This is a genomic window from Rickettsiella grylli, assembly GCF_000168295.1.
GTDB lineage: Bacteria > Pseudomonadota > Gammaproteobacteria > Diplorickettsiales > Diplorickettsiaceae > Aquirickettsiella > Aquirickettsiella grylli.
Map to the genome: position 1 here is coordinate 1 of NZ_AAQJ02000002.1, position 14,828 is coordinate 14,828.

A 14,828-nucleotide genomic window follows, 5' to 3' on the forward strand; every position below is an offset into this window, starting at 1 on the left:
TTTTAAAGCGCTTATTTTGTATGCTGAAAATATTATTTTTTCAATTCAGAAAATAAAGAAAACATTGAAAAAAATTGATCTTTTTTCTCAGCGCTTGGGAATTTCTTTAACGTATATTTACGCTTTAGATGATTCTTATGAACGGATGAAAAAAGAATTTAATAGGGATAAAATAATTAACTATTTAGAATGTTTTTTAAGTTTATTTAAACAAGGCTCACTACCTGTTAATAATAAGTATCGTTTATTTGATTTACAAAATATAAAGAAAATAAAAATATTTCAAGAGCCTCGTTTTTTAAATGCATTTATTGTAGATAATAGTCTGAAAAAGATTTTAGAACGGCATTTCGAAATTTTAAATGAATTTTTTATTCATAATGACGACACTGTTGTATACCCAAAAAAATATTTAAAAAATAAAAGTAATTATTTCAAAAATGTCTTAAATTTTTTATCAGGTCAATATTATTTTTTCAATGCATATCATAAGCATTTTTTTGTAAAAAAATTTCTTTTCAATGCTTACCAATGTGTTGATTTAAAGCGAATCGAAAATGAGATTTTTAAACTAAAATGGTGGCATTTTATAGTAGCGGGTATGAATCCTTATCCCGTTTTTAAACGAGGATTTAGAGAACGTTTAGCGAAAAAATTATTTTTGAACTTAATTGAGGAAGAATTTCGACGCATCGAAAAAACGCCGCATATTCACGTTCTAGATGCTTTGTTTTCTATTCAAGTACGACTTAAATCTTCAAAAATAGAGATGGAAAATACATCGATGAGTTTACGTTTGCTTGATCTTCCCCAATCGCGTCAAGAAATAATCGATAGATTAAACAGTCATGAAAACGTAAAAGAACTCTTAGGTGAGATTTCTCTTTTATCCGATAATGCACAAAGGTGTGTCAATGAATTGGCAAAAGCATTGGAAACTGGCCAGTATGAACATGAAAATGAAAAAAACTGCTCTATTTCGATTGGTCGAATCAATGTTTAAAAAATAAAACAAACAGCAAATTTTCCGTATCAAACGACGATGCGACTTTTTCTTTAGTTTACAAAAGGGTCAACTAAATTTCGACTTATTTCCATTTAATATTGCAACCCATGCTCGGTAATTGGTGTGGATTAACCAGTTTTTCTTTGAGTATGTTTTCTAAAGCTGAACGAATGTCTTTACCGGTTACTGGAATTTTATTGCTAGGTCTAGAGTCATCGAATTGACCTCGATAGACGCATAAGAGATTCTTATCGAAAATAAAAAAATCAGGAGTACAGGTGGCGTGATACGCTTTGGCTATTGATTGAGTTTCATCATAAAGATAGGGGAAACTGAAGTTTAATAGTTTGCCCAGTTGTGTCATTTTATGAGGCGCGTCTTCTGGATAATTTAGGGCATCATTCGCACTGATGGCTATAAATGAAATGCCCTTCGCTTGATAGTCTTTCGCTAAACGAATAATCTCCTGAATAACATGCTTTACAAAAGGACAATGGTTACATATAAACATAATGACGGTGGCTTTCGAATCACGCACATGATCGAATAAATGATAGGGCTTGCTCGTCAGTGTATCTTGTAGTGTAAAATCAGGTGCTTTGGTCCCTAATGGGAGCATGCGAGAAGGGGTGAGTGTCATAAAAATATTCCTCTTTAATGGTTAAGCGTTTTCATAATTTAACTAATTTTGATATTTTTGACTATGGCTAAGCTTTATTTTTATTATTCAGCGATGAATGCGGGCAAAAGTACAACATTGCTTCAGGCCAGTTACAATTATAAAGAACGTGGTATGGAAACCTTACTGTTTGCTCCCGCCATCGATAATCGTTCTCAATCGGGTCGTATATGCTCACGAATTGGCTTAAGCGCAGAAGCGAATTTGTTTACACCAAAAGACGATTTATTAAAAAAAATGGACGCTTATTTAACTCAAAAACAGAAAATAATCAAATGCGTTTTAATCGATGAAGCGCAATTTTTAACAAAAAATCAAGTATTACAATTAACGGTTATCGTTGATCGTTTTAATATCCCTGTTTTATGTTATGGTTTGCGGAGTGATTTTCGGGCGGAACCTTTTGAAGGAAGTTTGTATTTATTAATATGGGCTGATGAAATCATTGAAATAAAAACAGTCTGTCATTGTGGCCGTAAAGCGACGATGAATATACGATTTGATGCACGCCATCGTAAGTTAACAGAGGGTAAACAAATCGAAATAGGCGGTAATGAGCGTTATGTGGCAGTTTGCAGAAAGCATTTTAAATTGGCGGATAAAATTTAATTTTAGGGAATAGTCTAAAAATGCATCTTTATTGAGAGATAGCCGCCACCTTTTTTATTAATATTTTCTTAATCTTACCGGCTTAGAATTGATTTTTGTATTTTTCCAGATGGGAATTGTTTTTATTCAAAAATAAATTTTATGCCTACTCATAGAGTATCCAATTATTCAAAGAAATACATTGAAAAACTTTACGTCTCAGGTTTAACGGAGCAATTCGCTTTTGTCAAAAAGGCTCAAAGTAAAGAAATGATTAATAATGAGGCGCTACGTGACGCAATTATTTCGAATGTAAAAAAAAACAAGTTTGATAGAACTCTATTTAATATGGAAATAGAATTATTAAATATATTTAAATTATTTTGTTTTATTCAGGCGTGGGCTGATTTGGAAGAAAATTGGATTAATGATGCCGATAATGAATATAAAAAAAAACGTCAACAACTAAAATTTAAAAAAAATATAAATAAATCGATTAGAAGATTAATCCATTTAGGATTATTTAAATTAGTCTATGAAAAATTGTGGCAATTTAAAGAAATTGCGGCCAACAGTGCTGAAAATACTGAAGAAATTGCGTTGATCAACTTTTTTTTAGAATCACTCGAGTATGCGCATACTGAAGTTAATGCAAAGAAGAAATTTAAAAAAGAAACTTTAATAGGGTATATTAAAGAATTTTTAAAGTATAAAAAATTTAATTTGCCGTATGAAACGATTGAAAATACCTTTTTAGAGGCTACTCAATTAATTGCTTCTTATGTACGATGGCCTGATAAGTTTTTTTATGGATGCGGTTTAATGATTGGGTTACTGGCATCGTTCGCGTGCGGATTGAGTACCGGCGGTGCTATTTTTATATTATTAACGAGTTTTAGCGGGCCACTGGGAATGGTCATTCCTTTAAGTTTGTTGATTTTTTTAGCAGGAACCAAAGCTAATTTTCAACTTTTTTCACAGCATGTTCCGCAGTTTTTTCAAAATCTTTGGAATGGCAACAGGACTGAATTTATCGATCAACACGGTCATCGTCTTCAATTATCGATGAGTAAAAAATGTTTACTTCTACCGGCTGGATTTTTTTCTTTATCGGTCGGCATTGCAGCGGCAGCCATTACGTATCTGGAAGGTTCAAAAATGTTAGCCCTTATTTGTTCCACCTTGGCCGTAACATGCCCCCATGTGACTGTCATTTTATTAGGTCTATTAGCAAGTGCGTTGCTCGTTGGTTTAAGTATCGTGATGTTTAGAACATTTACTGAGATATTGAAATCAGAGCTTTCGTGGCAAATAATTAAGCAAAACATGATGGAAAAATGGCAAAATCTTAAGTGGCGGCACAGTTTCAATTATGCTTTAAAAATAGTGGTTATGGGGGCTGCTTTTTTTGGTTTAATTTATTTAGATTTTACCGGTACAGCGACTTTAGCAGGGTTATTAGGTTGGGTTGCTGCGGATGCGATAACCTTAGCGGCAATCATCGGCGATCTACCGTTTACGTTAAATACCGCGCTGGCATGGTGTAATAGTTTATTGAAAAGTAATGTTAGCCTTCATTTTACGAAAGACATCCCGTATTATTTGACAAAATTCGTGGAGTTTTTTGCATTAATAATCAATGCGTTAGGCAATGCTGCGCTGGTTTTTACAGACTCTCGTCTTTCTCGTATTGCGAGTGTTGCCTGTTTTATGAATTCCTATGCGAGTAATCGTATAAAAGATGAAGAGAGCGACTTCATTTCTGCGAGAGTAAACGCAACGAAACAAGTTTTAAAGGGTTTAAGTTGCACTTTTTTCAGACGATCGTCGTTGGCTTCTTTAGATGTTCAAATATCAGACAGTTCAACGTTAAGGACGCATTCTTCCTGAACAGTGAACAATACGGTGACACTCATTGTAAAACTTCATCGGGATGGTTTGACTTGGACATTGGAGCGGTCTTGTTATACACTACGCCTCCCAAATAGGCTATAAAAATAAAAGACTAAAAATTCGTGAAGTTAATTCTATTTGAGGCACGTTCATGGTGATAACCCCGTCTAAGCGAATGAATGATCGCAGTTTTTGTACGCTCGAACCTTGGCTGGTTTGTTTGTCCGCCGCACTCTTTTTCTTTTATGAATTCATTCAGCTGGGTATGTTTAACTCGATTAGTCAGGAGTTAATGCGTGATTTTTCAATCAATGCGAGCCAATTGGGGTTTTTGTCTGCCACTTATTTTTATGCAGATGTTATTTTTTTATTGTTTGCGGGCGTTCTTGTCGATCGATTTTCAATTCGTAGAATTATACTCACCGCCATGGTGATGGTCGTTTTATCGACGATTCTGTTTGCTTTTAGTGCTTCTTTTAAAGTCGCAGCATTGAGCCATTTTATAGCAGGGATAGGTAATGCTTTTTGCTTTTTAAGTTGTATTAAATTAGCAACACGTTGGTTTTCTTCGCAAAGATTAGCACTGATCATTGGTATTATTATAACGATTGCAATGTCCGGAGGAATAGTGGCGCAAACGCCTTTTGCATTAGTCGTGCATGCATTAGGCTGGCGAAATGCAGTTCTGATCAACGCAGGATTAGGTCTTTTAATTACGTTATTAATTTATCTTTTTGTTCGTGATTATCCCATGACGTATCCATCTCAAAAAATAATAGAAAGTGCTATTAAGCCTATTCCGGTGATGGAAAGTATGCGTTTATCGTTGCAAAATAAACAGAATATTTTAGCTGGATTGTATACGTGTCTTTTAAATTTACCCATTATTTTACTGGGCGCGTTGTGGGGAACGTTGTATTTAACGCAAGTGCATCATTTGGAAAAAACGCAAGCCTCTTTAGTTTCAACCATGATTTTTTTAGGAACTATTATTGGCTCACCTTTCGTCGGTTGGTTTTCTGATTTTATTGCGAGGCGACGATTGCTGATGATTATAGGCGCGTTATTTTCCTTGCTTATTTTAACCGCTATTTTATTGATATCCACGTTGCATTTTTATACGTTACTTGTTTTGTTTTTACTGTTAGGGTTTTTTACGAGTACACAAATTATTAGTTATCCCTTAATTGCAGAAAGTAATCCGAGACATTTAACGGGTCTTGCGACCAGCCTGGCTTCGATTCTGATTATGGGAGGTGGGGCCGTTTTTCAACCCTTATTTGGGTGGTTGATTGATTTAAATTGGAATCAAACTATTTTACACGGAGTTCCGTATTATTCGCGTAGTAATTTTTTATATGGAATGTCTATAATCCCTCTCGGTTTTAGTGTGAGTTTGATCGTAGCGTTTTGTTTGCGTGAAACCTATTGCCAACCATTTATCCATGAGAAAAATTTATGCTGACTTCGGCCTATAGCAGGCGTGCGTTAGAACAGGATAAAAAATTAGCATGGATCGTTTGTTTTTCAGCGGCTTTATTTTTTTTCTATGAATTTATTCAAATGAATATGTTTAATGCGATCAGTGCTGATTTGATGCGCGCTTTTTCGCTGAATGCAACAGGATTAGGCAAACTTTCTGCTTATTATTTTTATGCTAATTTATTATTTTTACCCGTTGCGGGTGCTTTGTTAGATCGATTTTCAACCCGTAAAATTATTCTTTTTTCTTTATTTCTTTGTATCATTGGTATCGCTGCTTTTGCAATGACCCATTCATTTTTTTTAGCCGCTCTATTTCGTTTTATGAGCGGCATTGGTAGCGCGTTCTGTTTTTTAAGCAGCATTCGATTGGCCTCGCGTTGGTTTCCAGCAAAAAATATGGCGTTGGTCAGTGGCTTAATTGTCACGATGGCTATGTTGGGAGGTATGGTTGCTCAAACACCTTTAACGTTATTAGTTGAATTCGTAGGGTGGCGCTATGCGTTACTTTTTGATGCCAGTTTAGGGGTTGTTATTTTCTTAATAATTTTGAGCGTCGTTCGAGATTATCCAGAAAATTTAAAACAAGAACAAAAAAAAATGCATCAAGAACTTTCTCGTATGGGTCTTTTAAAAAGTTGGCGATTGGCTTATTTCAATCCACAAAATAGCTTATGTGGTCTTTATGTGGCGTTGTTAAATTTACCGATGGTTCTTTTAGGTTCTATTTGGGGAGGGTTGTTTTTACAGCAAGCGAACCATTTTTCTGCAACAGAAGCATCATTTGCACCCAGTTTACTTTTCGTAGGAACCATTATAGGTGGACCTGTTGTGGGTTGGGTTTCTGACAGGTTTCAGAAACGTATCCCACTGATGATGTTAGGCGTCATTATTTCTTTCGTCTTAATGATTACAATTATCGATGTGCCAATGGCGTCTATAACAAACATTGCGCTATTATTTTTTGCATTAGGTTTTTTTACGAGTACTCAAGTTTTGAGTTATCCTTTAGTTGCAGCGAGTAATCCGAAAAGTATAACCGCCACTTCTGTGAGCGTTGTGTCTTTTATGGCCATCAGCGGTTATGCCGTGTTCCAACCTTTATTTGGTTGGTTAATGGATGCTAACTTTCAAGGAATGCTATTCAATCAAATCAGAGTGTATTCTCCGAGTGATTATCATCGTGCCTTGCTCATCATCCCTATTGGATTTTCTCTTGCGTTTATGGCGACATTTTTAATGCAAGAACCCACGTCGTAACGTGTAAAATGCTCTAAAATAATGCAATTACGTTTTAAATTGGCTATTTTAAAAAAGATTCGATAGTATATACTTTTTTAAATTTAACATCGTTAAATTCTTATTTCTTTTTTTAAAGTTTGAGAATAAAAAATGGATAATTATACTACCTTTACTTCAGAATCAGTGTCAGAAGGTCATCCGGATAAGGTGGCTGATCAAATTTCTGATGCGGTCTTAGATGCAATTTTACGTCAGGATATGAACGCTAGAGTGGCCTGTGAAGCGATCGTTAAAACAGGCATGGTTTTGGTGGCTGGAGAGATTACGACAACCGCTTGGGTTGACGTAGAACAAATTGTTCGAGAAACCGTTAAAGAAATTGGGTACAACAGTTCGTCGATGGGGTTTGACTGGGAATCTTGTGCAGTGATGACGGCTATTGGTAAACAATCTCCCGATATTGCCCAGGGAGTTGATAAACTGGATAAACTTGATCAAGGTGCGGGTGACCAGGGTTTAATGTTTGGTTATGCCAGTAATGAAACCGAAGTATTTATGCCCGCAGCGATTACTTATGCGCATCGATTAATGGAACGTCAAGCAAAACTACGTAAAAATAATAGTTTAAATTGGTTGCGTCCTGATGCAAAGAGCCAGGTTACTTTACGTTATCAAAATGGAAAGCCTACTGAGGTTGAAGCCATTGTTCTTTCGACTCAACATGATCCTGATATTGCCTATGATGACCTAAAAGAAGCGGTTATGGAGGAAATTATTAAGCCGATTTTCCCCCCCGCCTGGTTAACACAAACCACAAAATATTATATTAACCCCACCGGTCGTTTTGTTATTGGAGGGCCTTTAAGCGATACCGGTTTAACCGGGCGTAAAATTATTGTCGATACGTATGGGGGTATGGCCCGTCACGGCGGAGGTTGTTTTTCCGGAAAAGATCCGAGCAAAGTTGATCGCTCAGCGGCTTATGCGGCCCGTTATGTGGCAAAAAATATTGTTGCGGCAGGATTAGCGGATCGATGTGAGATTCAAATTTCGTATGCGATTGGTGTTGCCGAACCGACTGCTATCAACATCAATACATTTGGTACCGCTAAATTATCTGATCGACGAATTATTGAGCTTATTCAACAACATTTTGATTTAAGACCTTTTGGTTTAATTGAAATGTTGAATTTATTAAAACCCATTTATAAACGTACTGCAGCGTATGGGCATTTTGGTCGCGAAAACGAAGATTTTCCTTGGGAAAAAATCGATAAGAAAGAAATATTACGCGCGGATTTATTAGCGCATGAAAGTAAATTAACGGAGTTTTAGTTTTTTCTTCATTTAATTTGCCCTCTTCGACAAGAGGACTGCTGATTTCTATTGTATCGGCGCGTTTATAGTATTTTAATGATGCGATGCTCGCTCAATTTTTTAGTATTTAAAGGTATTCCTTTATGATTGAAGAAAAGTTAAAAATTAACATCACTGACTATAAAGTTGCAGATTTAAGTTTAGCGGATTGGGGGCGACGAGAAATAACGATTGCCGAGAAAGAAATGCCTGGTTTAATGGCTTTGCGGAAAAAATATGGTTCTGAAAAACCCCTGAAAGGGGCCCGGATTGCGGGCTGTTTACATATGACGATACAGACGGCTGTTTTAATTGAAACCTTACTTGATTTAGGTGCTGAAGTACGTTGGTCATCCTGCAATATTTTTTCCACGCAAGACCATGCTGCTGCGGCTATGGCCGCTAAGAACGTACCCGTTTTTGCTTGGAAAGGAGAAACAGAAGAAGAATTTTGGTGGTGTATTGAACAAACATTAGCGGGACCGGATGATTGGACGCCCAATTTATTATTAGATGATGGTGGCGATCTAACTTTATTACTTCATGAAAAGCATCCTACACGACTACAGGCGATTAAAGGAGTATCAGAAGAAACAACGACCGGTGTGCATAGACTCTATCAAATGCAAAAAGAAAAAACACTCCGTATTCCCGCTATTAATGTGAACGATTCGGTGACAAAATCTAAATTTGACAATCTTTATGGTTGTAGAGAGTCATTGATTGATGCCTTAAAGCGAGCCACTGACGTGATGATTGCAGGGAAAATTGCTATTGTGTGTGGCTATGGGGATGTTGGAAAAGGATGTGCACAAAGTCTTCGAGCGTATGGGGCAACGGTTTGGATTACTGAAATTGATCCTATTTGTGCATTACAAGCAGTCATGGAAGGTTATCGCGTCGTTACGATGGATGAAGTCGTTGCATTAGGCGATATATTCGTTACGGCAACGGGGAATAAAGACGTCATTACTTTAAATCATATGCAACAAATGAAAGATTTGGCTATCGTTTGCAATATTGGTCACTTTGATTCAGAGATAGATGTGGCTGGGCTACGCCAATTTAATTGGTTAAATATCAAGCCACAGGTGGATCAGATCAATTTTCCCGACCAAAAACGTTTATTATTACTAGCAGAAGGTCGTTTAGTTAATTTAGGTTGTGCAACAGGCCATTCCAGTTTTGTCATGTCTAATTCTTTTACTAATCAAGTTTTAGCACAAATTGAATTATGGCAATATAATGAACGGTACCAAAAAGGACAAGTTTATAGGTTACCGAAGATACTTGATGAACAAGTGGCGCGTTTACATTTAGAAAAAGTAGGTGCTAAATTAACCCAATTAACCCCTGATCAGGCGCAATACATTGGCGTAAAACGCCAAGGGCCTTATAAATCGGATTATTACCGTTATTAATTAACTTTCAATGATTTTGATGCCGTTTTTATTGGCTATAAGTAGTTTATTTGCAGGACGCTGGGCGAATAATCCATTACTGACTACGCCTGGAATATTATTGAGTAAACGTTCAAGTTTAATAGGGTCAGTAAAATCCCAATGCTGAGTATCCAATATAATATTTCCATTGTCAGTAATAAATTTATCTCTAAGAAAAGGAAATCCTCCCAATTTTACTATCTCTCTCGCAACGTAACTACGCGCCATTGGAATCACTTCAAGCGGTAAACCTTTTTGACCAAGCATTCCGACATACTTACTTTCATCAATAATACACATAAAATTCTGGCTTGCGGAAGCAATAATTTTTTCTCGCGTTAATGCCCCTCCTCCTCCTTTAATAAGTTGCAAATGAGGATTGACTTCATCAGCACTATCAATATACAGCATTAATTCTCCGGCACTATTTAGATCTAAAACAGGAATATGAAGTTCTTTTAATCGTTTTTCAGTTTCTAAGGAAGCTGGAACGACGCCTTCGATTTTATGTCGAATAGCGGCTAATGCGGTAATCAGATGATTGATGGTGCTACCACTGCCTAGACCTAAAATGGATCCGGGGCTAATGTACGCTAATGTAGTTTCTGCTAGTTTTTTTTTTAAACGTTCAAGATTTTGTATTTCCATTAAAATCCCCTGAGATAAAATTTTAAAAGTTTACGTTGATACGCTTGAGTGAAATTATTATATAACTTATTTAAAATAAATGTTTTTTAATCAATAGAGGGTTATTTCAAATTATGATTTTCTGAATTTACAATATATTTTATTATAGCCGCATCTTCTTGTGAAAACCCATTCATCAGTGTTGGAATGGTAAATATTTGATAAGCGGAACGTATAAAATACAAGCCTTGATCGAGAATATTAATTAACATCATATTATCTCGATATTGCGCGACGATTTGATAACGTATTGGTTGGGGTAGCGCTAACATAAATGTATCTCCATAAAAAATTGTTAAAATCCTTATTGCTTCTATGAAGAAAATATTTGTCTCTCGGGTTATTGAATTTTAAATTAAGTTGAACCGCTAAAAAGTGACAAAATACTATCTTTTTTTAACTATACTATGCGCGTATTATTTAATTCAATATGCAAAAAACTTTAAATTTAGCAAGAAAATCATGTTTTTTACCTACTTGGTAACTTATTTTACAGAGAAGCCTTAAGAAATTATCATCCATGGACATAATCGGATAAATCCTGAGAAGTCATTTTTACCCAATAGCAGAATGATTAGAAGTTTTCACCTTTAATAGTTCTCACGCGCAAAAGCAATTCTTCTGTTTTAATCGCTTTCTTTAATGAAAATTGTTAATATACATGAGCTTAAAATATTGACATTTTACTGGAAAAGATAAACAATTTTATTTTACTACTTCACATCATTTCATTTTTTATAGATTTAGAAATAAAAAATGTATATTTGAAGTACTTTTGACTTTTTATATTTCATCTTTACGATAATAAGAATTTTATGCTTTCAACCTATGCAAGATCTCGAGTACCGCTTTTTAATAGTTCGTCCTTTTTAAAAAATAATAAAGCCTTTCTAAGCCAGTTTCAGTGTTTTCTGGAACCCAAAATTGATAATCAAGCACAACGCTTTAAACAACATCATTTAATACAGTCTTGGATTAGACATAATCGAAAAAAAAATCATCAGACCTTAGCTTATATGATGCCACCCATGATTGAATTTGTTATGGGCTTCGAGGATTTTAATCAGTATTATCTTCGTTACCCTTGTAATACGCAAACACCAAATTCTCTTGAAGAAGTAATCAATGCACATACCTATGAAGATGCCACCCATTCGCGGTTATTTTTGAAAGATTGGGATACTTTAGGAGTAGATACTTTACTGAGTTGGAAATACAGTGATTATATGCATTCCATCATGACAACATGGGATGCGACAATGAAAAAACAGGGACTAAAATTATATCGTTTGGCTTATTACCATCCATATCCATTTGAACGATTTGCTTTGATGGAGACAATTGAGACCGCTGGAAAAACCTTTTTTTCTGCTACGGTAAATTTAGCTGAAGATCTTTCATTGCGATCAGGGAAAACTTATCCTTATTTTGGTAAATATCATTTAGACTTAGAAAATGGCCATCTTCAGAACGAAGCAGTTTTCTTCCAGTCAAAAGAAGATGAAACATTAATTTTAGAAAAAAAAGAGCTTTCCAATAGATATAAAAAAAATGTAGATGATTTTGTTTGTCAGGAAATCATTGCTTCTTTAGTAAAAGAAGTGGGAGATATTTTCTTCGATACCTTTACAGTATGGCATGACAGCGCTATAAAATTTTCAAAAAATTCTGATTTTTATACTGATCTTTTCCAAAAGGAAACTAAAAATTACTTCTTGAATAGAAGTAACCTAAAGAAGAAGTACAATCACGATCATTGGATGACATTCTATTCAAAATCGATGTTCAGTTTTTTACAAAATGATATATTTCAATATGGGTTTTCCTCTATAGAAAACCATGTTATTTATAGAAAATTATCAAATGCGAGAGAAATAATCCCTAAAATTTTTGCTCGATTTGCGCTCATTGATTTTTTAGGTGCAGCTTTTGTTTGTCGCTTTAATGAATGGTCAGTAATAGACTGCCCAAAGGGAAATTTTCTCAAAGAACTTTCGATGGCCATGAGTGGGGTCGGTGATGCTTTAATTCACGATTGGAAGGTGCTTGGTTTAGATAGTATGGAAGCAAATTTAGAAATTTCGCAGATTTTGTCGTTTAAATTTTTTGATCAACAAAGCAATCTACATCGTCAGCACTTTTCGGAGTGGTTTAAAGACTTACTCTGCTATCCCGATCCATTGATTCAAAGCTTCGTTCTTTATGCGACGGTGGTTATCTATCAAACTTTCTTAAAATCTTTTTCTCCCTTATTAGGTTCAGAATTAAATTCTTCATCGTTAACTTTATTAAATGACCGTTGGTTTCAAGATTTTCATCGTTGCTTTCAAAAAGAAATGATTTTTTGGGAAACCCAATTATCGACCCAGCAAAAAAAAATTATTTTTCAGCAGATATTAAACTTATTAAAACGGTTTATTCTTCAATTAGATCAAATTGATTTTAATTTAGAACAAAAAGATAGTGTTGGAGTTTCCATCCCAACATTGAAGATTACATAGTTTATTTATTATTTAAGCTATCCTTCAACGATGAGTTACTTTGAAATAATCAGAGAGAATTTTTATGAGCCTGCTAACGTTAGAGAGTATTAAATCTTTTTTAATCCAGTTTGCTGAGCAGAGCGAACAAGTATATTGGCTTGGCGATCCAGAGTTTACTTATCTTGCCTACGTTAGCCCAGCTTATGAAGAAATTTGGGGTCGATCCCGAGAAGCGCTTTATAAAGATCCGAGTATTTGGATTAGCCATTTATATCCAGCAGACCAAAAAATTCATCCTATTCTTAAAATGAAACAAAAGGTAGTTGAGGATGGATTAAAAGCCCGATTTAGAGAAAATTATCGTATTATTCGATCTGACGGAGAAATGCGATGGATTATCGATCGTGGTTTCCCTGTATCAGATGAAATGGGGAAAATAATTGCTATTACAGGAGTGGCTGTTGATGTCACCAAAGAAAAACAACAAGAAGAAGTACTAAAAAAAGCCAAAAAACAAGTAGAAGTGGCCAACCAAGCTAAAACTGAATTTCTAGAAAACATGCGTCACGATATACGAACACCATTGTCTGGCATTATAGGGTGTGCTGAGTTGCTGCAATCAAAAACTAACGATCTGACTATTTCTGAGTATGCGAACGATCTTGTTAAATCCAGCCATGCCTTACTGGATTTCCATAATAATGTCTTAGAAGGGATTCAAGTCGCTACGGGTGAAATTCCATTCGTTAAAAAGAAATTTGATTTACGTCAACCATTGGAAGAAATCATCAACCTTAATAAATCCTTGGCCGCAGAAAAGCAACTCATTTTACAGTTTCACTATGATGAGCGCATTCCTCAATACGTAATGGGTGACCCCGTACGCGTACAGCGTATTCTATTAGAGCTGCTCTCCAATGCATTAACCTTTACTAAAAAAGGACAGGTTACTGTCAATATTGCACTCAAGAAAAAAGAATCAAGAGAAGTCATCGTCGAACTGAGTGTAAGTGATACCGGTATGGGTATACCTAAAGATAAGCAAGAGGAGATCTTTATTCGGTTCAAGCGTTTAACGCCTTCCTACAAAGGGATTTACAAAGGCTTAGGTCTAGGATTAACCACTGTCAAACAATTCGTTGATGACCTGGATGGTGAGATTTACGTTGAAAGTGAATTGGATCACGGTGCTACGTTTACGTGTTTCATTCCTTTTCAAGAACCTTTCGTGATGGGCGAAACCACGATAGAAGAAATACCGTTGCCGGATTAGGGAGTATTCAATTAACTGTGTCAACGCTAAACTAAATCAACAATTTTAGGAGTTGACATGAAACAAGCCATACTCAGTAAAGAATTTGAAGCTGAAGCGATAGCACGGCTAAAATCAGGAGAATCGTTAACAGGAAAAGATGGAATATTAACGCCGTTAATAAAACAAATTATCGAAGCATCGTTAGAGGGGGAAATAGACGCTCATTTATCAGAATCTAAAGCAACGGATATCTCAAATCGACGCAATGGAAAAACCAGTAAGTTATTAAAAACGGGGACAGAAAGTTTTGAGCTAGAAACACCCCGAGACCGTTTAGGAACGTTTGAACCACAAATGGTTAAGAAACGTCAAACGGTTTTAAACGAGTCCTTAGATAACAAAATACTGTCATTGTATGCACTTGGGATGAGCTATGAGGCGATCCAAGAACATCTGGCGGATATGTATGGTCTTGAGGTTTCAGCCGCTAAAATTAGCTTGATAAGCGATAAATTAATGCCGGTTATAACGGAATGGCGAAATAGACCGTTAGAATCTGTGTATCCCATCGTATTTCTCGATGCCATGCATTTTAAGGTGCGTATTGAAGGAAAAGTCAGTAGTCGTGCTTTTTATTCGGTTTTGGGTGTTAACAATCAGGGTCGTAAAGAAATTTTAGGGCTGTATCTTTCTGAAAATGAAGGTTCTCGTTTCT

Annotated in this window: 13 protein-coding genes; 10 read left to right on the top strand and 3 right to left on the bottom strand. The window is 35.6% G+C overall.

All coding sequences use genetic code 11. The annotated features are described in order from the left end of the window. Nucleotides 1-1,003: hypothetical protein (locus RICGR_RS07275; RefSeq protein WP_040615750.1), on the top strand; the 1,003-nt coding region annotated here is incomplete at its 5' end. Nucleotides 1,004-1,088: 85 nt separating this feature from the next. Here the strand turns inward: RICGR_RS07275 and RICGR_RS07280 are convergent. Further along, nucleotides 1,089-1,646: a thioredoxin family protein gene (locus RICGR_RS07280; RefSeq protein ID WP_006035605.1), complete on the bottom strand. Its 558-nt coding sequence runs from the start codon at nucleotides 1,644-1,646 to the stop codon at nucleotides 1,089-1,091. 63 nt (nucleotides 1,647-1,709) lie between these two features. Between RICGR_RS07280 and RICGR_RS07285 the strand changes: the two genes are divergently transcribed. The 6 genes from RICGR_RS07285 (at nucleotide 1,710) to ahcY (ending at nucleotide 9,667) form a co-directional block, all read left to right on the top strand. Further along, nucleotides 1,710-2,294 (top strand): thymidine kinase, encoded by a 585-nt coding sequence (locus RICGR_RS07285; protein WP_006035445.1) that lies wholly within the window; start codon nucleotides 1,710-1,712, stop codon nucleotides 2,292-2,294. Nucleotides 2,295-2,435: 141 nt separating this feature from the next. After that, a complete protein-coding gene (locus RICGR_RS07290) occupies nucleotides 2,436-4,163 on the top strand; it encodes a hypothetical protein (protein ID WP_006035339.1) in 1,728 nt (575 codons plus the stop codon). A gap of 154 nt (nucleotides 4,164-4,317) precedes the next feature. After that, on the top strand, nucleotides 4,318-5,631 hold the full coding sequence (locus RICGR_RS07295) for an MFS transporter (protein ID WP_006035942.1): 1,314 nt from the start codon (nucleotides 4,318-4,320) through the stop codon (nucleotides 5,629-5,631). Then, nucleotides 5,625-6,908 carry an MFS transporter gene (locus tag RICGR_RS07300; protein ID WP_006035211.1) on the top strand — a complete coding sequence of 428 codons (1,284 nt, stop codon included), beginning with the start codon at nucleotides 5,625-5,627 and terminating at the stop codon, nucleotides 6,906-6,908. Before RICGR_RS07295 ends, RICGR_RS07300 begins: the two co-directional genes overlap by 7 nt. A gap of 132 nt (nucleotides 6,909-7,040) precedes the next feature. Further along, complete coding sequence (metK, locus tag RICGR_RS07305) at nucleotides 7,041-8,225, top strand: methionine adenosyltransferase (protein ID WP_006034974.1); 1,185 nt, start codon at nucleotides 7,041-7,043, stop codon at nucleotides 8,223-8,225. A gap of 125 nt (nucleotides 8,226-8,350) precedes the next feature. Next, complete coding sequence (gene ahcY, locus RICGR_RS07310; protein ID WP_006035585.1) at nucleotides 8,351-9,667, top strand: adenosylhomocysteinase; 1,317 nt, start codon at nucleotides 8,351-8,353, stop codon at nucleotides 9,665-9,667. Here ahcY and rpiA read toward each other — a convergent pair whose 3' ends face one another. Then, nucleotides 9,668-10,336, bottom strand: coding sequence for a ribose-5-phosphate isomerase RpiA (gene rpiA / locus RICGR_RS07315; RefSeq protein WP_006035511.1), 669 nt, complete (start codon nucleotides 10,334-10,336; stop codon nucleotides 9,668-9,670). 101 nt (nucleotides 10,337-10,437) lie between these two features. Beyond that, the gene (locus RICGR_RS07320; RefSeq protein ID WP_006034710.1) at nucleotides 10,438-10,647 is read right to left on the bottom strand and encodes a hypothetical protein; all 210 of its coding nucleotides are present in this window, start codon (nucleotides 10,645-10,647) and stop codon (nucleotides 10,438-10,440) included. 543 nt (nucleotides 10,648-11,190) lie between these two features. Here RICGR_RS07320 and RICGR_RS07325 point away from each other — a divergent pair. The 3 genes from RICGR_RS07325 to RICGR_RS07335 form a co-directional block, all read left to right on the top strand. Beyond that, nucleotides 11,191-12,876 carry a hypothetical protein gene (locus tag RICGR_RS07325; RefSeq protein WP_006035089.1) on the top strand — a complete coding sequence of 562 codons (1,686 nt, stop codon included), beginning with the start codon at nucleotides 11,191-11,193 and terminating at the stop codon, nucleotides 12,874-12,876. Nucleotides 12,877-12,940: 64 nt separating this feature from the next. Further along, on the top strand, nucleotides 12,941-14,131 hold the full coding sequence (locus tag RICGR_RS07330) for a sensor histidine kinase (protein WP_006035927.1): 1,191 nt from the start codon (nucleotides 12,941-12,943) through the stop codon (nucleotides 14,129-14,131). 57 nt (nucleotides 14,132-14,188) lie between these two features. Next, a partial coding sequence (locus RICGR_RS07335; protein ID WP_006036018.1) for an IS256 family transposase occupies nucleotides 14,189-14,828 on the top strand: 640 nt, incomplete at its 3' end.

Coding starts and splice junctions, on each gene's coding strand:
- RICGR_RS07280 (WP_006035605.1), bottom strand. CDS start 1,646: ATGACACTCACCCCTTCTCGCATGCTCCCATTAGGGACCAAAGCACCT.
- RICGR_RS07285 (WP_006035445.1), top strand. CDS start 1,710: ATGGCTAAGCTTTATTTTTATTATTCAGCGATGAATGCGGGCAAAAGT.
- RICGR_RS07290 (WP_006035339.1), top strand. CDS start 2,436: ATGCCTACTCATAGAGTATCCAATTATTCAAAGAAATACATTGAAAAA.
- RICGR_RS07295 (WP_006035942.1), top strand. CDS start 4,318: ATGGTGATAACCCCGTCTAAGCGAATGAATGATCGCAGTTTTTGTACG.
- RICGR_RS07300 (WP_006035211.1), top strand. CDS start 5,625: ATGCTGACTTCGGCCTATAGCAGGCGTGCGTTAGAACAGGATAAAAAA.
- metK (WP_006034974.1), top strand. CDS start 7,041: ATGGATAATTATACTACCTTTACTTCAGAATCAGTGTCAGAAGGTCAT.
- ahcY (WP_006035585.1), top strand. CDS start 8,351: ATGATTGAAGAAAAGTTAAAAATTAACATCACTGACTATAAAGTTGCA.
- rpiA (WP_006035511.1), bottom strand. CDS start 10,336: ATGGAAATACAAAATCTTGAACGTTTAAAAAAAAAACTAGCAGAAACT.
- RICGR_RS07320 (WP_006034710.1), bottom strand. CDS start 10,647: ATGTTAGCGCTACCCCAACCAATACGTTATCAAATCGTCGCGCAATAT.
- RICGR_RS07325 (WP_006035089.1), top strand. CDS start 11,191: ATGCTTTCAACCTATGCAAGATCTCGAGTACCGCTTTTTAATAGTTCG.
- RICGR_RS07330 (WP_006035927.1), top strand. CDS start 12,941: ATGAGCCTGCTAACGTTAGAGAGTATTAAATCTTTTTTAATCCAGTTT.